At 37.4% G+C, this 21,816-nt stretch carries 16 protein-coding genes and 1 rRNA gene (1 of these 17 cut by a window edge); 15 read left to right on the plus strand and 2 right to left on the minus strand.

Features of this window, described 5'->3' with window-relative positions:
- The 4 genes from ACYQ2D_RS12955 to asnA all read left to right on the plus strand — a co-directional run.
- Positions 1 to 623 (plus strand): 23S ribosomal RNA (locus ACYQ2D_RS12955); it begins 2,263 nt to the left of the window's first position.
- 544 nt (positions 624 to 1,167) lie between these two features.
- The gene (locus tag ACYQ2D_RS12960) at positions 1,168 to 1,566 is read left to right on the plus strand and encodes a hypothetical protein (RefSeq protein ID WP_147325948.1); all 399 of its coding nucleotides are present in this window, start codon (positions 1,168 to 1,170) and stop codon (positions 1,564 to 1,566) included.
- Entirely contained in the window at positions 1,566 to 1,808 is a 243-nt protein-coding gene (locus tag ACYQ2D_RS12965; protein WP_117456901.1) for a hypothetical protein, read from the plus strand. Before ACYQ2D_RS12960 ends, ACYQ2D_RS12965 begins: the two co-directional genes overlap by 1 nt.
- Before the next feature lie 90 nt (positions 1,809 to 1,898).
- Positions 1,899 to 2,906, plus strand: coding sequence for an aspartate--ammonia ligase (gene asnA / locus ACYQ2D_RS12970; RefSeq protein ID WP_117456900.1), 1,008 nt, complete (start codon positions 1,899 to 1,901; stop codon positions 2,904 to 2,906).
- A 59-nt stretch (positions 2,907 to 2,965) separates the two neighbouring features.
- Here the strand turns inward: asnA and ACYQ2D_RS12975 are convergent, their stop codons facing one another.
- Entirely contained in the window at positions 2,966 to 3,751 is a 786-nt protein-coding gene (locus ACYQ2D_RS12975; protein ID WP_117456899.1) for an SH3 domain-containing protein, read from the minus strand.
- Between the two features lie 230 nt (positions 3,752 to 3,981).
- Between ACYQ2D_RS12975 and ACYQ2D_RS12980 the strand changes: the two genes are divergently transcribed.
- The 5 genes from ACYQ2D_RS12980 (at position 3,982) to ACYQ2D_RS13000 (ending at position 10,418) form a co-directional block, all read left to right on the plus strand.
- Positions 3,982 to 4,779, plus strand: coding sequence for an FAD binding domain-containing protein (locus ACYQ2D_RS12980; protein WP_118701564.1), 798 nt, complete (start codon positions 3,982 to 3,984; stop codon positions 4,777 to 4,779).
- The gene (locus ACYQ2D_RS12985) at positions 4,769 to 5,239 is read left to right on the plus strand and encodes a (2Fe-2S)-binding protein (protein WP_118701543.1); all 471 of its coding nucleotides are present in this window, start codon (positions 4,769 to 4,771) and stop codon (positions 5,237 to 5,239) included. The genes ACYQ2D_RS12980 and ACYQ2D_RS12985 overlap by 11 nt, the downstream gene beginning before the upstream one ends.
- Entirely contained in the window at positions 5,239 to 7,521 is a 2,283-nt protein-coding gene (locus ACYQ2D_RS12990; RefSeq protein ID WP_118701544.1) for a xanthine dehydrogenase family protein molybdopterin-binding subunit, read from the plus strand. Before ACYQ2D_RS12985 ends, ACYQ2D_RS12990 begins: the two co-directional genes overlap by 1 nt.
- 113 nt (positions 7,522 to 7,634) lie before the next feature.
- A complete protein-coding gene (locus ACYQ2D_RS12995; protein ID WP_117456897.1) occupies positions 7,635 to 9,044 on the plus strand; it encodes an APC family permease in 1,410 nt (469 codons plus the stop codon).
- A gap of 105 nt (positions 9,045 to 9,149) precedes the next feature.
- A complete protein-coding gene (locus tag ACYQ2D_RS13000; protein ID WP_118701545.1) occupies positions 9,150 to 10,418 on the plus strand; it encodes a M18 family aminopeptidase in 1,269 nt (422 codons plus the stop codon).
- A gap of 41 nt (positions 10,419 to 10,459) precedes the next feature.
- On the opposite strand, the gene ACYQ2D_RS13005 is transcribed toward ACYQ2D_RS13000, so the two are convergent.
- The gene (locus ACYQ2D_RS13005; protein WP_118701546.1) at positions 10,460 to 11,701 is read right to left on the minus strand and encodes a MerR family transcriptional regulator; all 1,242 of its coding nucleotides are present in this window, start codon (positions 11,699 to 11,701) and stop codon (positions 10,460 to 10,462) included.
- 204 nt (positions 11,702 to 11,905) lie between these two features.
- Here ACYQ2D_RS13005 and hisD point away from each other — a divergent pair, with 204 nt between their 5' ends.
- The 6 genes from hisD to ACYQ2D_RS13035 all read left to right on the plus strand — a co-directional run bounded on the left by hisD (position 11,906) and on the right by ACYQ2D_RS13035 (position 21,807).
- Entirely contained in the window at positions 11,906 to 13,165 is a 1,260-nt protein-coding gene (hisD, locus tag ACYQ2D_RS13010) for a histidinol dehydrogenase (RefSeq protein WP_117456894.1), read from the plus strand.
- A gap of 201 nt (positions 13,166 to 13,366) precedes the next feature.
- The gene (locus ACYQ2D_RS13015) at positions 13,367 to 14,851 is read left to right on the plus strand and encodes an APC family permease (protein ID WP_117456893.1); all 1,485 of its coding nucleotides are present in this window, start codon (positions 13,367 to 13,369) and stop codon (positions 14,849 to 14,851) included.
- Between the two features lie 542 nt (positions 14,852 to 15,393).
- Positions 15,394 to 16,536, plus strand: a complete 1,143-nt coding sequence (locus ACYQ2D_RS13020) for a family 8 glycosyl hydrolase (protein WP_117456891.1) — start codon at positions 15,394 to 15,396, stop codon at positions 16,534 to 16,536.
- A 124-nt stretch (positions 16,537 to 16,660) separates the two neighbouring features.
- Positions 16,661 to 18,391: an SGNH/GDSL hydrolase family protein gene (locus ACYQ2D_RS13025; RefSeq protein WP_117456890.1), complete on the plus strand. Its 1,731-nt coding sequence runs from the start codon at positions 16,661 to 16,663 to the stop codon at positions 18,389 to 18,391.
- Positions 18,392 to 18,404: 13 nt separating this feature from the next.
- The gene (locus tag ACYQ2D_RS13030) at positions 18,405 to 19,967 is read left to right on the plus strand and encodes a glycoside hydrolase family 43 protein (protein ID WP_022304289.1); all 1,563 of its coding nucleotides are present in this window, start codon (positions 18,405 to 18,407) and stop codon (positions 19,965 to 19,967) included.
- An 82-nt stretch (positions 19,968 to 20,049) separates the two neighbouring features.
- Complete coding sequence (locus ACYQ2D_RS13035) at positions 20,050 to 21,807, plus strand: sensor histidine kinase (RefSeq protein ID WP_118701549.1); 1,758 nt, start codon at positions 20,050 to 20,052, stop codon at positions 21,805 to 21,807.
- Positions 21,808 to 21,816 lie beyond the last annotated feature (9 nt).

Genomic DNA, 21,816 nt, shown 5'->3' on the forward strand with positions numbered 1-21,816 from the left:
CGGAGGCGCCCAAAGGTTCCCTCAGAATGGACGGAAACCATTCGAAGAGTGCAAAGGCAGAAGGGAGCTTGACTGCGACACCGACGGGTGGAGCAGGTACGAAAGTAGGGCTTAGTGATCCGGTGGTATTAAGTGGGAATGCCATCGCTCAACGGATAAAAGCTACCCTGGGGATAACAGGCTTATCACTCCCAAGAGTTCACATCGACGGAGTGGTTTGGCACCTCGATGTCGGCTCATCGCATCCTGGGGCTGTAGTAGGTCCCAAGGGTTGGGCTGTTCGCCCATTAAAGCGGTACGCGAGCTGGGTTCAGAACGTCGTGAGACAGTTCGGTCCCTATCCGGCGTGGGCGTAGGATATTTGAGAGGAGCTGTCCTTAGTACGAGAGGACCGGGATGGACAGGCCGCTGGTGTATCTGTTGTAGTGCCAACTGCATGGCAGAGTAGCCAAGCCTGGAAGGGATAAACGCTGAAGGCATCTAAGCGTGAAGCCCCCCTCAAGATGAGATATCCCATTCGTGAGAAGTAAGACCCCTTGAAGACGACGAGGTAGATAGGGCAGAGGTGGAAGTGCAGCAATGTATGGAGCTGACTGCTACTAATCGGTCGAGGGCTTGACCAGAAGCTGAGAAATCAGCGAAGCGGCAAGTGTCTGCATGGTTTCGGTTTTGTATATGTAGTTTTGAAGGTACATGTTTAAGAAAAACATGAAGAAGAATCCGAAAGGGTTCTTTTTTTGTATGTAAAACTGCCTAAGAGGGATAATTTATATTTGTGTATTTTTTATAAAAAGATAATGTTTATATAATAAAAGATTGAAAAAAACAATAAAAAATATTAAAATAAAGAAAAAAATATTACAAATGATAAAATATCAGAAAATACGAAAAGATTAAACAAATATAAAGAAAAAGGAGGAAGGTCCAATGAACAGTATAATATTATTATAAAAAACTATTTTAGATATATAAGGAGGAATTATATGAGAAAATTAGCTAAGAAAATTAGCTAAGAAAATTTTGAGTATTTGTTTAATTGCTATCATATCAATTGTAAATGTAGCTGTTTTTCCTGTAAAAGCCGAAAATGATTTGATTTTTGATGAATCAATAGAAACTAAAATAGATAGTGAAGAAATAACGTATAATATATATGAAAATGAAATTTTGAGAAGAGTTAGCTATAACAAAAATGGAGTTGAGCACGTAATTGATTATAATAAACAAAGTGGTAACTTAATATTAGATGGAAAAAATATTGGAAATTCTGAAGTAGGAATCAGCTTATATGCTTCTCATGAATTATCACGTAGAAATGGTACATTAAATGCAGATTTAAGTGATACGGCAGCGGTTGTAGCTGCGATTGTAGCAGTTGTTGGCTCTGCTGGAGCAGCAGCGGCAATTACTATTGCAAATGTAATAATAAGTCGTTCTCTTCCAACTGTTTATTATACGGATATTACCTATTATACAGATGAGTTAGTGGGTGGAAGACCACGTATGTATCACAAATATTATTTTTACAGTAATGCAGCTCGTACAGATTTGATTGGAGTGATCTAATGGATATTAGAGGGTACAAATATTTAAGAAATCTTACGTGGATTTTGGTGCTAATTGCCATTGGCATGATTGCAGTAGGAGAAATAAATCCAATAATCCGAAAGCGCGTAATATTATTAATGAGTATTAGTGCGGGAGCGTGTGTATTGGTAAGAGATTACGGTGAATCAAATAGAAGAAAAAATTCGTTAATTGTGGCTGCTATTTTAATAATAAGTGCAATATTAATATGGCTAACATAAAAAATCGGAAAACGCCGTCCCTATTGTCTTTACAAGAATTGTATTTTGTACTAAAATGATAACATTCTTGGAAAAGTGGAGGACAATAGAATGGGAACAGTAATAATACCAGAAGGTTATAAATCCTGCCTTTCAACTTATGAGACACAGGAAGCAATCGGTATGATTAAAAATCTGATGCAGAAAAAACTCTGCATGGCGTTAAAATTAAAAAGAGTAACAGCACCTTTATTCGTAGACCCGGCGTCTGGATTGAATGATGATTTAAATGGTGTGGAAAGACCAGTCACATTTGATATTCCAGATGCAAAGATGGAAGCACAGGTTGTACATTCTCTTGCAAAGTGGAAACGTATGGCTTTATACCGCTATAATTTCCATCCTGGAAAAGGAATTCTTTGTGATATGAACGCAATCAGAAGAGATGAAGAATTAGATAATTTACATTCTGCTTATGTAGACCAGTGGGACTGGGAAAAAATCATCACAGCAGAAGACAGAAATATGGATTATCTGAAAAATACGGTTACACGTATTGTAGAATCTATCTGTAATGCATTAGACGAAGTAAAATATCAGTATGAAAATCTGCATACAGAACTTTGTAGAGACATCACTTTTATTACCTCCCAGGAATTGGAAGATTTATATCCGAATCTGACTCCAAAGGAAAGAGAAAATGCTTTCGTCAAAGAGAAAAAAACTGTATTCATCATGCAGATTGGTGATTTATTAAAATCCGGAGAACGTCACGATGGAAGAGCACCGGACTACGATGACTGGAAATTAAACGGAGATTTATTATTCTGGCATGAACCGCTTCAGTGTGCGTTAGAGGTATCTTCTATGGGTATCCGTGTAGATGCAAAAACTCTGGATGAACAGCTAACAAAAGCAGGATGTGATGAAAGAAGAAATCTGACTTTCCATAAAATGCTGTTAAATAATGAACTTCCGCTGACAATCGGTGGTGGTATCGGTCAGTCCAGAATCTGTATGCTTCTGCTTCAGAAAGCACATGTAGGTGAAGTACAGGCAAGTATCTGGGATGAACATACATTAGAAGCTTGTGAAAAAGCTGGAATTGAAATTTTATAGTTTTAGATGAATAAAAAAGAAGCTCTTGAACGATGATTGTTCTTGAGCTTCTTTTTGTATTACTCATTAGATGAGCTTGATTTCTTTGATTTTTTAGAACTTGAACTACTGCTTTTTTTGGAATCAGAACTGCTTGAGCTATCAGATGAAGATGAATTTGAGGAAGAATCAGATTCATCCGCTTCTAAATATTCACCCCACACATAACCAGTCTGACCTTCATATTCGATACGGCTCCAGCCATTACTGCAGATACCGGTTCTTGTTACAGTTGTATCTGGGTCAAGTGCTCCAATGACCTGTGCATCTCCGTCGGCGTCTGCACGGACATTTACATTGTAAAGAGCAGTAACATTTTCTTTTGTCAATTCAACATCGACATCTGCTCCTGGTTTATCATATCCTGGAGAACTGGAAGTGGAAGTTGTGTCTTCCTCTTCTTGGTCTTCCTCTTCTGTCTGTTTGAGTTTTGCTGATAAAAGGTCTGAGTTATCATCGGTTGTAATGATTTTTCTCAGCCGTACGTTACTGGTATCTGTTCCATTACGTGCACCTACATAAATCAAAGTTACATTGTTTCCCGGAATAACACCGCTGTTGCAGTCGAGTTCTACTTTTTGCATATTAAAAGTAATAGAATCACCATCGGATGTTGAAATAGTAATCGTTTTTCCTGTAATTGCTGTAACAGTTCCATCAATAGATGCAGAGACCGCATCAAGAGAAGCTTGTTCCTCACGTTCTTTTTCGGCTGAAGTTTTAAAAGTCAAAGCGAAAATCAAAACAATAAGCAGCAATAAGACAGAAAATCCAATTAGTAATATCTGTTTTTTATTTTTTAACACTCAAGTTATCCTCCTTTTATACCCTATTGTATATTGTATAGGATTTACGAAAAATGTCAATGACTGAAAATGTTAAAAAAACTGGGTTGCATTTGTGCCATTTGCTATGCTATACTCATAAAAGAAGAGCAAGGTTACTGACAATGTTACTTGGGAGAGAGTCTGAATTTCAGACTCTTTTTTCCTGTATAAAATCAAATGACTCAAATAATTTTATGGAAAGGATTATTATGCTGAAAATAAAAGAGTATACAAAGGTAGAAAGTCTCGAAGAGGCATATCAGTTAAATCAGAAAAGAACAGCCTGTCTTATCGGCGGTATGGTCTGGTTAAAGATGGGAAATCGAAATGTAAGCATGGCGATTGATTTATCCGGTTTAGGTCTTGATACTATTGAGGAAGATGAAAATGAATTTAGAATCGGTTGTATGACTTCACTTCGCAGTCTGGAGCTTCATAAAGGACTGGCTGATTATACAAATGGAGCAATGCGTGAAAGTGTAAGACATATCGTAGGAGTTCAGTTCCGTAACTGTGCAACAGTTGGTGGAAGTATTTTTGGGAGATATGGTTTTTCCGATGTACTGACTATGTTTCTGGCGATGGATTCTTATGTAGAACTTTATAAGGGTGGAATTATTCCAATGAAGGAATTTGCCCAGATGAAGAAAGACAGGGATATTCTGGTACGCATTATTGTAAAAAAAGTACCGATGCATACGGTGTATTTAAGTCAGAGAAATTCAGCGACTGATTTTCCGGTGCTGACTTGTGCAGTTGGATTAGAAGAAAAGAAAGTCAGAATCGTAATTGGAGCAAGACCTCAAAAAGCAATGTTGATTGAAAAAGAGTTAGAATCTTCTTTTAAATTTAAAGTAGAAGAAGTAGAGGCACTGGCAGAAGAAGTGCAGAAACTGGTTCCGACCGGCAGCAATATGAGAGCATCTGCCGAATACCGAAGCCATTTAGTAAAGGTACTGACAAAGAGAGCACTTGTACAGGTGGAAGGAGATGCAAATGAAAATTAATTTCTTTTTAAACGGAAAAAAAGTGCAGGAAGAAGTTGCACCGGATTTGTTGTTATTAGACTTATTAAGACAAAAAGGATGTTATAGTGTAAAAAGAGGATGCGAGACAGCAAACTGTGGACTGTGCACGGTACTTATGGACGAAAAGCCGGTCTTATCTTGTAGTATGCTTGCAGCCAGAGCGGATGGCAAAAAGATTGTAACGTTAGAAGGAATGCAGGAAGAAGCCAAAGAGTTTGGTGGCTTTTTAGCAGACGAAGGTGCAGAACAGTGTGGCTTTTGTAATCCGGGATTTATTATGAATATCTTTGCAATGTTAAAAGAACTGGAGAATCCGACAGAAGAGCAGATTAACGAATATCTGGCTGGCAACCTGTGCCGTTGTTCTGGATTTATGGGACAAACCAGAAGTATTTTAAAATTTCTGGAACATAAAAAAGCAGAGAAAGGAGAAGCCTAATGAAATATGTAAATAGCGGAGTCAGAAAAAAAGATGCAGAAGCATTGGTAACCGGACAGCCGGTCTACACAGATGACCTTGCACCGAAGGACTGTCTGATTGTTAAACTTTTAAGAAGTCCGCATGCACATGCTTTAATCGAAGAAATCAAAATTGATGCAGCGCTGAAAGTGCCGGGAATTGCCTGTATTCTTACTTATAAAGATGTACCACAGGATCGTTTTACAATGGCAGGTCAGACCTATCCGGAATTTAGTCCTTACGACCGTTTGATTCTCGATAAGAGAGTCCGTTTTGTGGGAGATGCGGTAGCGATTGTGGCTGGAGAGACAGAAGCGGCAGTTGATAAGGCGCTTAAAATCATTAAAGTAAAATATCAGGTATTGGATGCTATTTTAGATTTTCATGATGCAAAAGATAATAAAATTTTAATTCATCCGGAAGATAACTGGGAATCCAGATTCCCGGTTGGTGCAGATAATAAACGAAATCTCTGTGCTTCTTCTGAAGAAGGAATGGGAAATCTTGAAGAAACATTTGCGAAATGTAAATACGTTGTAGAGAAAACTTATCATACAAAAGCAAATCAGCAGGCAATGATGGAAACTTTCCGCAGTTATACTTATCTGGAACATTTTGGACGTCTTGTAATTGTTTCTTCCACGCAGGTTCCATTCCATGTAAGAAGAATTTTAGGTCGTGCGCTTGGAATTGGCGCTTCTAAAGTGCGTGTAATTAAACCACGTATTGGTGGCGGTTTCGGAGCGAAGCAGACCCTGGTAACAGAAGTTTATCCGGCAATTGTGACAATTAAAACCGGAAGACCGGCAAAATTGGTGTACACTCGTTATGAATCTCAGATTTGTTCGTCTCCGCGTCATGAAATGGAAGTAAAAGTAAAAGTCGGTGCAGATGAAGAAGGAAAAATTCTGGCAATTGATTTATTTACTTTATCGAATACTGGTGCATTTGGAGAACATGGACCGACAACGGTTGCTTTGTCCGGACATAAGTCAATTGGTTTATATCGAAATACAGAGGCATATCGTTTTGGATATGATGTTGTGTATACAAATCGTATGGCAGCAGGTGCTTATCGTGGTTATGGGGCAACACAGGGAATCTTTGCGCTGGAATCCGCAGTTAGTGAACTGGCAGAAAAGATGGGTATGGATCCGACTGTGATTCGTGAGAAAAATATGATTCGTGAAGGGGATCCATTTATTGCTTATGATGGTTCTCCGACTGCTACAAGCTGTACTTTGGATCAATGTATGGAACGTGCCAAAGAAATGATTGGCTGGGATGAAAAGTATCCGAGAAAAGAACTTCCAAATGGAAAAGTCAGAGGTGTTGGTGTAGCCATGGCAATGCAGGGTTCCGCAATTTTCAAAGTTGATGTCGGTGGTGCAACTTTAAAATTAAATGAGGATGGTTCTTATACGCTGGGACTTGGTGCAACCGATATGGGAACCGGCTGTGATACGATTTTGTCACAGATGGCAGCAGATATTTTAGGAACAGATTTGAACAATGTTGTTCCATTTGGTGTAGATACCGATATTTCCCCTTATGATTCTGGTTCCTACGCTTCTTCTACAACCTATATCACAGGAAAAGCAGTGGCAAAAGCAGCTGAGAACTTAAGAGAAAAAATTGTAAAAATGGGAGCTTCCATGTTAGAAGCAGAACCGAATGAAGTAACTTTTGATGGAAAATGTGTAGAAAAGAAAGACAAATCTGCAAAAGTAACCCTTCCGGAAATCGGAGTTCGGGGAACATTTGGAAATAACGATGCACTTCAGGTAACAGAAAACTGTGCCGCTGAGATTTCACCGCCGCCTTACATGGTAGGAATGGCGGAAGTTGAGATTGATAAAGAAACCGGAAGTGTAGAATTGATTGATTATGTTGCAGTAGTAGACTGTGGTACACCGATTAATCCAAATTTGGCGAGAGTGCAGACCGAAGGAGGAATTGCACAGGGAATTGGTATGGCGTTATTTGAAGATATCCAGTATACTGAGAAAGGTGCAATGGCGAATAATTCTCTTATGCAGTATAAAATTCCAAGTCGTCTCGATGTTGGAAAAATTCGGGTTGAATTTAAGCCAAGTTATGAAAAGAGTCATCCGTTCGGTGCAAAATCAATCGGGGAAATTGTAATTGATACTCCGTGTCCGGCAATCGCCAATGCGGTTTACAATGCAGTCGGTCTTCGTGTAGAAGAGATGCCGATTAAACCGGAAAAGATTGCCATGGAACTTCTTGACGAAAAGTAGGAAAGTTTGTCACTTTTTTGACAGCTTTGAATGTATAATTATTTATGTTGTATTGAAACTGTTGTTATTAAAAACAGAATAGCAAAGTATAGTTAAAGAAAGGGAAAGTAACAATGAAACAAGGTGGAAGTGACAAAAAAATTCTTTGGTACAGTCTTGCTTTTATGGCATTCTCCACAGTTTGGGCATTTGGTAATGTCATCAATGGTTTTTCTGAGTATGGCGGCTTAAAAGCAATTATTTCGTGGGTGATTATCTTTGCGATTTACTTTGTGCCATATGCACTTATGGTTGGTGAATTGGGAAGTGCATTCAAAGATGCAGGTGGTGGTGTGAGTTCTTGGGTGCATGAGACAATTGGTCCGAAAGTTGCTTATTTTGCAGGTTGGACATATTGGGTTGTACATATGCCGTACATTTCTCAGAAGCCAAATGCATCTTTTATCGCAGCTAGTTGGGCAATTTTTAGAGATAACCGTATTAGTTCTGTAAATACAAAAGTGCTTCAGATTGCATGTCTGGTACTGTTCTTATTTGCAATATGGGTAGCGTCAAGAGGCATCAATGTATTAAAGAAACTGTCTACGTTGGCAGGCTCTACGATGTTTATCATGTCCCTATTATTCATCGTAATGATGATGGCAGCACCGGCGATTACAAATGCAAATGTGTTAGATATTGACTGGTCTATGAAAACATTCATGCCATCTTTTGATATGAAGTTTTTATTAAATTTATCCATTCTGGTGTTCGCAGTAGGTGGATGTGAGAAAATTTCTCCATATGTTAATAAGACAAAAGACCCAGCAAGAGATTTCCCGAAGGGTATGATTGCACTGGCAATTATGGTTGCTGTGTGCGCAATGCTTGGAACAATCGCAATGGGTATGATGTTTGATTCCAATAATATTCCGGAAGACCTTATGACAAATGGTGCTTATTACGCATTCCAGACATTAGGTCAGTATTATGGATTGGGCAACTTCTTTGTAGTGGTATATGCAATCTGTAACTTAATCGGACAGTTTACGGTATTGATTATTTCAATTGATGCACCGCTTCGTATGCTGCTGGATTGTGCAGATGAAAATTATATTCCAAAAGCAATGTTTAAACAAAATGAATATGGTACTTACACAAATGGACATAAACTAGTTATGGTAATCGTTTCCATTCTGATTATTGTACCGGCATTTGGTATTGACAGTGTGGATACACTGGTTCGCTGGCTGGTAAAAGTAAACTCTGTTTGTATGCCACTCCGTTATCTTTGGGTATTTGTAGCATATATTGCACTGAAAAAAGCAGGAGATAAATTCCCGGCTCAGTATCATTTTGTAAAGAATAAGACAGTTGGTATGATATTTGGTGGATGGTGCTTCTTATTTACAGCATTTGCATGTATTATGGGTATCTATTCTGAAGACAGATTCCAGCTTATCTTAAATATTGTAACACCATTTGTACTAATTGGACTTGGCTTTATCATGCCGATGATTGCAAGACGTACAAATAAAAAATAAATTTTATTTACGGAAAGCCATGAGATTTCTGCGTGAAAGTCTTGCTGTGTGCAGGAATTTGCAGGGAAGTTTCATGGCTTTTCTGATTTCCAGGAGGAAGAAAAAATGTATAAAGAAACAGCAAAAGAATTACTTGAATTTATTGAAAAAAGCCCGAGTTGCTTTCATGCTGTAAAAACCATGAAAGATATGCTTGATATGGAAGGATTTGAAGAAATCAAAGAAGCAGATAAATGGGAATTAAAAAAAGGTGGAAAGTACTATGTGACAAGAAATGATTCTTCTATCATTGCATTTGTAATGCCGGAAGACGAATTTTCAGGTTACCGAATCATGGCAAGTCATAGCGATTCTCCAACTTTTAAAATTAAAGAAAATCCGGAAATGCAGGTAGATAAAAAATATGTAAAATTAAATGTAGAACGTTATGGTGGAATGATTTGTTCTCCATGGTTCGATCGTCCACTTTCGGTAGCCGGAAGAATTATTGTAAACGAAAACGATGAATTTGTCACAAAACTGGTAAATGTAGACCGGGATTTATTGATGCTTCCAAATCTGGCAATCCATATGAATCGTGAAGTAAATGACGGTTATAAATACAATGCACAGAAAGATATGCTTCCGCTTTACGGAGATATTGCTTCTAAAGATACATTTATGAAAACAATTGCAGAAACAGCAGGAGTAAAGGAAGATGATATCTTAGCACATGATTTATTCTTATACAATCGTGTAAAAGGAACAATCTGGGGAGCAAATGAAGAGTTTGTTTCTTCTTCCAGACTCGATGACTTACAGTGTGCGTTTGCTTCTTTAAAAGGATTCTTAAAAGGCGAAAAGAAAGCGCATCTGGCAGTTCACTGCGTATTAGACAATGAAGAAGTCGGCAGTGGAACAAAACAGGGTGCTGCCTCTACATTCCTGTATGACGTACTGGTAAGAATCAATGAATGTATGGGATATTCTTATGAAGATTATGTCAGAAATCTTGCAAAGAGCTTTATGCTATCCGCAGATAATGCACATGCTGTTCATCCAAACTACAGTGATGTAGCAGATCCGGTGAACCGTCCATATCTGAATGAAGGAATTGTAATTAAATATTCTGCAAACCAGAAATATTGTACGGATGCGGTTTCAGCAGCAATGTTTAAAGATATCTGCAAAAAAGCAGATGTACCATATCAGGTATTTACAAATCGTTCTGATATTTTAGGAGGTTCTACACTTGGAAATATTTCCACAACCAAAGTTGCGTTAAATGCAGTGGATATCGGACTTCCACAGCTCGCAATGCACTCTCCGTATGAGACTGCCGGAATTAAAGATACATGGTATTTGATTCAGGCGGCAGGGAAGTTTTTCGCTTAAGAATGAAAAAAATATGGATGGAAAGAAAAACCGGTCAGAAACTACTGGCCGGTTTTTTGAGCATAATAAGGCATCAGATACATTTTTTCTCCTTTTTGATGAAATCCAAATCCAAGGTTATTTCCGGAATCAGTTACAGCATCTAAGGATTCACAGTCTTTTAAGATAAAATCAGATTCTGCAAGTGAGTTCTTAAAATAAGGAAGAGAAAAATTATTTGCACTACACTCGGGATACTGGGAAAGCAGACTACGCATGGATTTTTGTGCGTGAGAAAAATAAAAATAAGTTCCGATTAAGTCGGCATGTTTTTTCAAAAATGGGGTCAGTCTTTCATATAAAAAGGTATTATGATAGAAATTATGTTCATTTGCAGCAAAGAAATCCAGATGTAAATCAATGCAGTGTTTTTTTAACGGAAAGTTCGTGCTAGAATCGGCAATATATAAAATGTCGAGTTCCGGCTTTTGTTTTTCAATTAAATGTTTATACATTAAAAGGGTTTCCGGATATTTATCAATGACAATGTAAAGGCTGTCTGTTGGAAGCGCCTGCAGGTGATTGTGCATAAAAAACCAGGCATTGATATAAGTTTCTGCAATGATTTTTCCATGAAGATTGACTTGGTTCATTTTTTCTAACATCCAATTATAAGAACGCTCGAACATGCTGATTAAATCGGGTGGCAAATCTTTATAAAGCTCGCGAGTCAAATCAGGTGTGTCCTGCAGATTTTGATTTTTGTTTGGTGTCATTAAAATTCCAGAAGAAATTTTGGCATAATAACCGCATTTACAGGACAGTGCTCCTTTATATAAAAAACGCTGGTCCATTTCCACATCCTGCATGGAAAAAGAAGCGCCGCAGTTTGGACAGCAGAGAAGCGAAACTGCCTGAATCGGAACACCAGTTGGACTTTTTTCTTTTCTTTTTGCCTGCTCCATGCGTAAGATATGAGTATCTAAATTTTTTATAACCGCTTCTTTTTTCTGGATTTCTTGCTGGCAGAAATCTCGCTTACTTTTAAATAATTCTTTTAGTTCTTCTAAATCTTCAGCATCTGCAAAATTTGAGATTCGTTTCAGAGACAAAATCGAATGAATTTCCCGAAGAGAGAAATCTAATTTTTTTAGAGCAAGAATCCATTCTAAGTCTTTTAACGTGGTCTCATCAAAGAAATACTGTCCCTTTGGCTTTGGGGGAACAAGAAGTCCATACTTAATATAGTAATGCAGATTATCGATGGAGATATGATATTCTTTTGAAACTTTTCCAATTCGCATAAAAATTCCTCACATAAAAATTATTTGTATTTGTAGTGTAGTAGTTTGGAGTAAAAAAATCAATGAAAATATGGAGTATACTCCATGTTTTGAAGAAAAAATGAGAAAATTCTATATTGACCTAAAGTAAACTAGACGCTTTAATATAGTAGCATAGAGAATAAGAAAAGTAATTTATCATAAAAGATAGAGAGGTTTTTAGTTATGAGAGTTTTAAAGAAATCACAGGAAAGAACAGAAGAAGACAGAAGAGAATTATCCCGTCTGGTACAGGATATCATTGATAATGTAAGAGCAAACAAGGATGAGGCATTAAAGGAATATGGAAGAAAATTTGATGCGTGCGAGAGAGAACAAATCCGTGTTTTGAAAGACGAAATTGAAGAAGCGTATGCACAGTTATCAGAAGAAGAAATCGCAGATTTAAAAGCAGCCGCTTCTAATATCCGTGCCTTTGCGAAAGCGCAGAGAGAGACCGTAAAACCACTGGAAAACTTCAGTCCGATGCCGGGAATCTTTCTCGGACACAGAATTATTCCGGTTAATTCCTGCTGTTGTTATGTACCAGGTGGAAATTATCCACTGTATTCTACCGCATTGATGTTGATTATTCCGGCAAAGGTAGCGGGAGTCAAACGTGTGGCAGCCTGTTCGCCAGTTATGAAAGGTAAAGGAAAAATCAATCCGAAGACACTTGTTGCAATGGATATTGCAGGGGTGGATGAAATTTATGCAGTCGGTGGTGCTCAGGCAATCGCAGCATTTTCTTATGGAACAGAAGAGATTGCACCGGTTGATATGATAGTAGGACCTGGCAATCGTTTTGTGACAGAAGCAAAAAGACAGTGCTATGGTCAGGTTGGAATTGATTTTGTCGCAGGTCCAAGTGAAGTACTTGTGATTGCAGATGGAAGTGGAACACCGGCAGTTGTGGCAGCAGATTTGCTTGCACAGTCCGAACACGATGTAAATGCAAAAGGCATGTTGGTTACAACAGATGAAGCATTTGGAAAAGCAGTCATTGAGGCGGTAGAAGCAGAACTTCAGGTACTTGAAACCGCAGAGATTGCAAGAAAATCATGGGAAACTTACGGAGAAGTCGTAGTCGTGGATGATATCCAAGAGGCAGTAGATTTGGTCAATGATTATGCACCGGAACACTTGGAATTGAATTTAAAAAATCCAGAAGAAGTTGTTGAAGGATTTGTGAATTATGGTTCCATGTTTATCGGAGAAAATACAGCAGAAGTATTCGGAGATTATGCATCTGGAACAAACCATACTCTTCCGACATTAAAGGCAGCACGTTATACCGGTGGCGTATGGGTAGGAACATTCTTAAAGACTTGCACCCAGCAAAGTATGACAGCAGAAGCTTCTAAAAAACTGGCACCGCTGGTATCAAGACTGGCTGATGGAGAAGGGTTAATGGGACACAAAGCGGCAGCAGATATTCGTAAATAACTTATACTATTTGAATGCAGATAAGCATTCCCCCGCTTCAAGTGCGCAGAGCACTAAGAGGCAGGTGAGGAGGGATGCTTATGCCAGTGGGAGTTGAAAGCTCACACTGGCAGATTGCGAAGCGACTGCGTTCATGAGCAAGTGGCGAAGCGGATTGCGAATGTCCGCTTTACAAAAATAAAAGCAAGAGGGGATTAAGATATGAGTGAGGAAAAGAAAAAAACGCTAAAGCGAACATTTGGGATGAGAGAAGCCGTGACCATTACAGTTGGAACCGTTGTCGGAGTTGGACTGTTTACGACGGGAGCCAATGTAGTTGGTGATTTAGGACCGGCGGTTATACTGGCAACCTTAGTTGCAATGTTAATCAGCATTTATCCATCTTTATTATATGCAGAGATGGGAGCCGCACTTCCGTATGCCGGAGGAACCTACCAATATGCTTCCCTCGGAATTGGAAAACCGTTTGGAATGCTGGCTGGTTGGAACTTTATTATTTCACTGGTATCGGTAACAAGTGGAGAAGCACTGGCATTTAGTTTTTATTTTAAAACGTTTTTCTCTGCACTTGGAATTGAACTTCCAGTCAGTGATACCGTTGTAGCGACACTGATTGTTCTGGTATTTATTGTAACAAATGTGCGAGGAATTGAAATGACCGGAAAACTTCAGAATGGATTTATGTTCTTCTTCTGGGGTGTGGCAATTATCTGGTTCTTAATGATGCTTCCAAATGTAAATATGCCGAACTTTGTACAGATGCCGGATTTCATTGCAAAATCAACACCACTTAGCTTTATTGCTTCGGTCAGTATGATTTGGTGGTGTTTTGCAGGATTTGAAACCTGCTGTGCAATGGGAGAAGAAATCAAATATCCGCAGATTAATATTCCACGCGCTCTGATTCTGGCACCATTTATTGTATTTGCAGTAAACTCTGCATTTCAGTGGTTCTTAGTCGGAATCGTACCGATTTCAGAGATTTCTTCATTGGCAACTGCGTCTGCACCGTTTGCAGAAGCAATGAAAACGGCCGGAATTCTTGGATTTCCGCTGGTACTCTTGGCAGCCGGAATTGCCTTTGGTGGAGATTTTTCTACTTTAAATGCAAGTATTGCAGTTCCGCCGAGATATTTATTTACAATGTCACGAGATGGCGCAATGCCAAAAATCTTTGCAAAAGTACACCCAAAATATCAGACTCCTTATGTATCCATTATCGTGCTTGGACTGCTTTCGGCATTTTTGATTGCATCAAATTCTATGATTTACATTGCTTCTTTGAGTTTGTTTGCAGATTTGTTTTACTACGTCATCGGAATTACTGCATCATTATGTTTAAGAAAAAGACATCCGGAACTCAAACGTCCGTTTAAAGCACCTGGAATTATGATAGGAGCGCCAATCAGTATTATTATTTATCTGATTATGATGACTCAGTTAGATAAAGAAGCAATGATAACCGGAATTATCTGGTGCGCACTTGGACTTGTAATTTATGCAGTCTGTAGAAGTAAGTATAAAAATGAAGCGCAGGAAGACCTGTCGGGAGTCATAGAAGAAGAAATACCAAGTCCGGAAGAAAAGAAAAAAATGGATAAAGAATTTAAAATCTGGAGCATTGTGGTTGCATGTGCGGTAGTAATCGTACTTGTGGCGTATGTGATACCATTTTTGATTGGATAGCTAAAATTCCCTGGAGAAACTGCTTGGGCAGTAACTCTGGGGGATTTTTTGTGCTTTTTGTATCAGGGATTAAGGACATTGATCTGGAAATACAAACACTATATAATAAAAATATAAAAAACGTACGGTTTCTGATACGGAAAGGAGATGATTTTATGCCACTTGGAGTGCAAGATATAATATATGAATTCACAAAAGAAAAAAAAAATATTTGCTTGAAAGAAAAATATTATAAAGAGAAGATGTGAATTAGAATAGTAGACCAATAGGCATGAAGAAAGATTGTGGATATCTCGATTTTTTCATGTCTATTGGTTATTTTTATTAAAAGAAAAAAGAAACTCCGCAATTTTTGCATATCTATTCGCAAGAAAGAGATGGAAAAAAAGTGGGGAGTTTTTTAAACTAAAGGGACCTATCAATGAAAGAATCTTAATATTTTGTCGGAGGTTTTTCTATAATTATTCCCGGTATTAGATGAGATGGAATTTGTTATAATTAAAAAAATTCAGAGAAAATAATATAGTATGAGGAGATAAAAAATGACAGCAGCTTATCAGACAGGAAAATATCGAAATATATTTTTGGAGTGCGGATATTCTAAAGAGGAAATTCAAGAGAGAGTAGAGAAGACCTTTGAGACTATTTTTTATGGAACAGAAGAAGAACGCTTTTACCATGAAGTCGGAGAAGACATGGCGTATGTGGAAGACACAGGAAATCACGATGTCCGAACAGAAGGAATGTCTTATGCAATGATGGTGTGTGTACAAATGAATAGAAAAGAAGAATTTGACCGTCTTTGGAAATGGGTTCGTACTTATATGTATATTCCGAAAGGACCTGGAAAAAATTATTTTGCATGGTCGTGTGGCACTGATGGAACTTGGAATTCAGATGGACCGGCTCCGGATGGAGAAGAATTTTTTGCGATGTCTTTATTCTTTGCGTGGAGAAGATGGGGTGACGGAGAAGGAATTTTTGAGTATAGTAAAGAGGCAAGGGCAATCTTAAAAGAATGTGTACATAAAGGCGAACCGGGGCAACCGGGTGATTCTATGTGGGATGCGAAAAACCATTTGATTAAATTTATTCCAAACTGTGATTTTAGTGACCCATCTTATCATCTCCCTCATTTTTATGAATTATTTGCAAAATGGGCAAATCCCGAGGATAGAGAATTTTGGAAAGAGGCAGCAAAGGCAAGTCGCGACTATCTTCATAAAGCATGTCACCCAAAAACAGGTTTATCGGCGGAATATGCGGATTATGATGGAACTCCTCATAAAGGGCATCAGGAGATTTTTGGACGTCATGATTGGTATTATAGTGATGCTTATCGAACGATTGCAAATATCGGACTGGATTATGAGTGGTTTGGAGTAGATTCCTGGCAGGTAGAAAATGCGAATCATCTTCAGAAATTTTACTGTGAGGACCAGAAGCTACATTGGGATGGAGTATTTTTAACAGATGGAACAAGACTAGAAGAGAAAGCATTGCATCCGGTGGCAATTATTGCAACGAATGCTCAGGCATCTTTGGCAGCAAATGGTCCGTATGCAAAAGAATGTGTAGAGAAATTCTGGAATACACCGCTTCGCACAGGAGACAGAAGATATTATGATAATTTCCTTTATATGTTTTCAATGCTTGCTTTGTCTGGAAACTATCGAATTTATTAATAATTAGGATTCGAATAAAACGTAATATTTTGTCGGAGTTTTTTCTATAATTTCTCCCGGTGTTCTAAAGAGTGTAGTATGTTATAATAAATGAAATTAAGAATGAGACTGGGGAGAAAGAAAGATGCAAGGTCCAAAAGCACCGAAAAATCCAGAGAAAAAAAGACCGTATTTTTATATTATGAGAGAAAAAGAAATTTTTAGTTCCAGACAGGAGGATGGAACAGGAATTCAATATATTTATGAGAGTGATGGACGATTAATAAATAGCGCACAGATAGCAGGTAATGTTACAGATAAAGAGGAGTTAAAGCTTTTAGAGACAGTAGAAGGGTTTGGAAAACTGGTCCATAGTATCGGAATTTTTGTAGAAACAGAGAATCCGGAAGAAGAAATAGAATTTATATTTCAGATATATGGAAAGAATGACCTCTATGGAGGAGGAACAAACCTAAAAACGAAATTAAAAGGCGATGGAATGGAATATAAGATTTTGTTGTCAGAATATCAATGGACAGAAGACGATAATATTCCGGGACAGATAAAATTTATATTTCAAACTCCGGAAATAATGGGAAAAGCAAGTGTAAAACTTTATTTAAACGATGGATATGATGCCCCAGAACAAATAGAAGATGAAACCGTAAATATTAATTCAGAGCAGTACAGTCAAATGGTTCGCAGCTCATTGTTAAGTATGGGGAATACTTTCCGGATACAAAAAGCAATCCAAAAAGCAAAATCAGGCAAGCCTGTTACTTTAGCATACATTGGAGGTTCTATTACCCAGGGAGCAGGAGCAACGCCGATCCATACGGAGTGTTATGCGTATAAATCGTGGAAGATGTTTCAGAAAAAATTTGCAATAAAAGAAAATGTAAAATTCATAAAAGCAGGTGTAGGAGGAACTCCATCGGAGCTTGGAATGTTACGGTTTGAAAGAGATGTATTAAGGGAAAATGAACAGCCGGATATCATTGTCATTGAATTTGCAGTGAATGATGAAGGAGATGAAACAAAGGGAGACTGTTATGAAAGCCTTGTACGTAAAGCTTTGAAGCTTCCATGGAAACCGGCAGTTATTTTGCTGTTTTCAGTGTTTGCAAATGACTGGAATCTTCAAGAACGTTTGATGCCTGTTGGATTAAGATATGATTTGCCAATGGTCAGCATAAAAGATGCAGTAGTGCCTCAGTTTAAAAACAAAGAAAAACAAAGTATAACGAAGAATCAGTTTTTCTATGATATGTTTCATCCGAGCAATTTGGGACATACCATTATGGCAGATTGTCTTAGCTATTTTTTTGAACGATGTGAAGAAACAAAGGGATTAAGAAAAAATAAATTTGTAACAGGAATCTTTGATGAGGAAACATTAGAGAGAAGGCTTCTGGAAACACCTGTCATTGGAAATAGTTTCGAGTCAGTCCACCTGATAGATAAAAAAGATAGTTATGTAGGTGCGAAGATTGATGAGGGAGGATTTGTACATTGTGATAAAGAATTGCAATGTGTAGAAATCGATGATTCTTTAATGACAGTGCCAGAGTTTCCGCATAATTGGATGTATAATGGAGATTCGCCGGAAAATGCATACTTTGAGATGAAAATAAGCTGTAAGGCGTTATTATTGATATTTAAAGATTCAGGAGAAACAAATGTGGGAAAAGCAGATGTTTGGGTAGACACAGAATATTGCCTGTGTGCAGACCCACATATCAATAACTGGCTTCATTGTAATGCGGTCATTTTATTCAATGAAAAAGAAACGAAAGAACATATTGTCCGAATAGAGATTCCAAAGGAAGAAAGAGAGAAATGTTTTACAATTCTTGGATTTGGATATGTGAAATAGGAGGAGAAGAAGTATGGTAATTGCAAAGAATCCAATTTTAAGTGGATTTTATCCAGACCCATCTATTTGTAGAGTGGGGAATGATTTTTATATCGTAAACTCTAGTTTTGTATATGCACCTGGAGTTCCGATTTTTCATAGTAGAGATTTAGCACACTGGGAGCAGATTGGAAATATTTTAGAAAGCAAAGAGCAGCTTCAAGTTGAAAAAAGCGAAATTTCGAGAGGGATTTTTGCTCCGACGATTCGCTATCATGAAGGGCTTTTCTACATGATTACAACAAACGTAAGCTATGGAGGGAACTTTATTGTTACTGCAAAGAATCCGGAAGGACCATGGTCAGAACCATATTATTTAGGAGAAGAAGCAATAGGAATTGACCCAAGTCTGTTTTTTGACGATGATGGTAGGTGTTACTATTGTGGCACAAGACCGAATCCGGAAGGGGTACGCTACAACGGAGACTGGGAAATCTGGGTTCAGGAACTTGATTTAAAGAGTATGAAACTGGTCGGCGAGAGTATGGCAATCTGGAAAGGGGCTGTAAAGGGAGTCATCTGGCCGGAAGGACCTCATATTTATAAGATTGGAGAGTATTATTATCTAATGCATGCAGAAGGTGGAACAGGACCAGAACATAGCATTAGTGTAGCAAGAAGTAAAAAACTATTTCAGTGGTTTGAAGGCTGTCCTAGAAACCCGATTTTTACACACAGAAATCTGGGAATGGATTATCCGGTTGTCTATGCGGGACATGGAGACCTTGTGGATGATGGATATGGAAACTGGTATGTAGTAATGCTTGCATCAAGACCGTGTAAAAAACATAGCAGCATGGGAAGAGAGACTTTTTTGGCGAAAGTTATCTGGGAAAACGGATGGCCGGTTATCGCCCCACAAGTTGGACGGCTTGAAGATTTTGTTGAGATTCCGCTTGAAGAACATCGTTTTGCAAATGAAGTGACTTCTTCAGATTGTATTCAGTTTTGGGAAAATGAGTTAGATGAAAGACTAGTAGGAATCGAAAAACGAGATGAAGAAATTTATTCTCTTTCAGAGAGAAAAGGAATGTTACGATTATACTGTAGAAAAGAGAAAATTTCAGAAAAAGACTACAGTTCCTATTTGGGATTAAGACAAAAAAGTTATCGTTTTGAGGTGGAAACAGGGATTGAATTTGAACCGAAGGCAGAAAATGAAACAGCAGGAGTGATTTTGTATCAGAACCATGAAAATCATTTAAAGTTTGAAATAAAACAGGTAGAAGGGAAAAAAGTATTTGAAGTAAACTCTTATATTCATGGGGAAGAGACAAAACTTTCAATAGTTGATATTAGTAAGTGGCAGGGGATTTTAAAAATTATGATTCAATGTCATGACCAGGAAGCCAGAGTATGGATTGGAAAAGAGAAAAACCTTAAACCGGTTGCAGAAAAGATTCCTCTTACTGCGTATACAACAGAAGAGGCAGGAGGATTTGTAGGGTGTACGGTAGGAATGTATGCGTCTTCAAATGGAAAACAAAGTGAGAATTATGCGGATTTTGGTTGGTTTTATTTGAAAAATATGGATTGATTAGATATAGGATTTTTGACTAGGGAGCAGAATTTTTCTGCTCCCTGAAGTGGTTTTAGAAAAAAGCAGGAGAAAGAAGAAAATGAGAAAATTATTGCATCGGATAGAAGAAGGGATGGATAACTTAAAAATTAAAAAAAAATTATACATGCTTTATCTCATATGCGTTTTAATCCCCATTATTATCACGGATAGTGTTATCTTTTTCATTGTTAGAAGTTCAGAACAGGAAAAACAACAACATGAGATGGCAAATATTGCAAATGCAGTAAGCTATAATATCAGTAATACGATAAGCAGCATAGGGGAAACAGCAAAAAGTATTTATACCAGTAAATATATCAATTCGTTTTTGATGCAAGAATATGAAAGTGCTCCGGAATATGTGTTGACTTATCAGGAGTTTTTCAAGGACCATTTACTTGAAAATATATTAGGAATGAATAATTTAGTATTTACTTTTTACATAGATAATGAAACGATAGTAAATGGAGGAAAGGTAAATAAGATTGAAAATATCAGAGAAACAAAAGCGTATCAAAGCTTAGTCGAACAGAAAAAAAGCAAAGGGATTTTTTTCGTATATGATGAGAGCAGAAACAAAATATCAAAAAAAAGGCAGATTGTTTTCTTGCAGAAATTAGATTTCTATTCATCGAATAAAGAAAAAATATTAAAAGTAGAGTTGGATTATGGAAAAGTAAGCGACGAACTAAAGAAAATGAATTATGATAATGAAGTTGAAATTTTAAATGAGGGAAGAATTGTGCTTTCCAATAAAAAGCATGGAACGGAAAGTGAAAATTATGAAAAAGTAAAGAAAAGGAGTAAATACACTTATTGTCAGGAGGTAAATCTTTACGGGACAGAACTTGAAATCCGTATAGATGAAAGTGAGAAAACCGGGTGGGATAGTCTTATGAATAAATTCCCGATTATATTATTACTTATTTTTGTAAATGTAATACTTCCGGTTTTATTTGTTTATTTAATCAATCGTTCTTTTACCAAAAGGATTACAAAATTAAGTAAAGTATTTCAGTCCGTAAATAATGAACAACTGATTTATATGTCAGATGAACGGGGAAAAGATGAAATTGGAAGTATGATTCGCAACTATAATCGTATGGTAGAGAGAACGAATCATTTAATTGAAACGGTGTATAAAAGTAAAATCAGAGAACAAGAGATTATAGTAGGAAGAAAAAATGCAGAGTTACTTGCATTGCACAGTCAGATAAATCCTCATTTTTTATTTAATGCGCTTGAAAGCATCCGGATGCATAGTATTTTAAAACAAGAAAATGAAACGGCAGATATGGTAGAAAAACTTGCATTAATGCAAAGACAGTATGTAGAGTGGGGAGCAGACTGTGTGGAAATAGAACAGGAAATTGAATTTGTAAAAGCATATTTGGCACTTCAAAAATATAGATTTGGAGAGCGATTAAATTATGATATAAATATAAGTCCAAAATGTGAGAAGAAAATTATACCAAAACTTACTCTGGTCACATTTGTAGAAAATGCATGTGTACATGGAATTGAAAGTAAATCCTCTCCGGGATGGATTTTTGTAAGAATCTATGAAAAAAACGAAAATTTATATATTGAAATAGAAGATACAGGGAATGGAATGAGCGAAAATGAGTATCAGGATTTACAAAATAAAATGCAAAATGCAAGTATTGAAATGCTGAAAGTAAAAGGAAGAGTAGGGGTGATTAATGCTTGTTTAAGACTGAAAATAGTTTCAGATGATAAAGTGAAATTTACGATTGAAGGAGAAGAAGGGGTAGGAACCATGGTTATGATTCAGATACCTGCTGAATATGTATGAGGAGGAAAA

This window comes from Blautia stercoris (assembly GCF_054657695.1).

What these genes read in the sequence shown, in the direction of transcription:
- ACYQ2D_RS12965 (WP_117456901.1), top strand. Translation starts at nt 1,566, where the DNA reads ATGGATATTAGAGGGTACAAATATTTAAGAAATCTTACGTGGATTTTG.
- asnA (WP_117456900.1), top strand. Translation starts at nt 1,899, where the DNA reads ATGGGAACAGTAATAATACCAGAAGGTTATAAATCCTGCCTTTCAACT.
- ACYQ2D_RS12980 (WP_118701564.1), top strand. Translation starts at nt 3,982, where the DNA reads ATGCTGAAAATAAAAGAGTATACAAAGGTAGAAAGTCTCGAAGAGGCA.
- ACYQ2D_RS12985 (WP_118701543.1), top strand. Translation starts at nt 4,769, where the DNA reads ATGAAAATTAATTTCTTTTTAAACGGAAAAAAAGTGCAGGAAGAAGTT.
- ACYQ2D_RS12990 (WP_118701544.1), top strand. Translation starts at nt 5,239, where the DNA reads ATGAAATATGTAAATAGCGGAGTCAGAAAAAAAGATGCAGAAGCATTG.
- ACYQ2D_RS12995 (WP_117456897.1), top strand. Translation starts at nt 7,635, where the DNA reads ATGAAACAAGGTGGAAGTGACAAAAAAATTCTTTGGTACAGTCTTGCT.
- ACYQ2D_RS13000 (WP_118701545.1), top strand. Translation starts at nt 9,150, where the DNA reads ATGTATAAAGAAACAGCAAAAGAATTACTTGAATTTATTGAAAAAAGC.
- ACYQ2D_RS13005 (WP_118701546.1), bottom strand. Translation starts at nt 11,701, where the DNA reads ATGCGAATTGGAAAAGTTTCAAAAGAATATCATATCTCCATCGATAAT.
- hisD (WP_117456894.1), top strand. Translation starts at nt 11,906, where the DNA reads ATGAGAGTTTTAAAGAAATCACAGGAAAGAACAGAAGAAGACAGAAGA.
- ACYQ2D_RS13015 (WP_117456893.1), top strand. Translation starts at nt 13,367, where the DNA reads ATGAGTGAGGAAAAGAAAAAAACGCTAAAGCGAACATTTGGGATGAGA.
- ACYQ2D_RS13020 (WP_117456891.1), top strand. Translation starts at nt 15,394, where the DNA reads ATGACAGCAGCTTATCAGACAGGAAAATATCGAAATATATTTTTGGAG.
- ACYQ2D_RS13025 (WP_117456890.1), top strand. Translation starts at nt 16,661, where the DNA reads ATGCAAGGTCCAAAAGCACCGAAAAATCCAGAGAAAAAAAGACCGTAT.
- ACYQ2D_RS13030 (WP_022304289.1), top strand. Translation starts at nt 18,405, where the DNA reads ATGGTAATTGCAAAGAATCCAATTTTAAGTGGATTTTATCCAGACCCA.
- ACYQ2D_RS13035 (WP_118701549.1), top strand. Translation starts at nt 20,050, where the DNA reads ATGAGAAAATTATTGCATCGGATAGAAGAAGGGATGGATAACTTAAAA.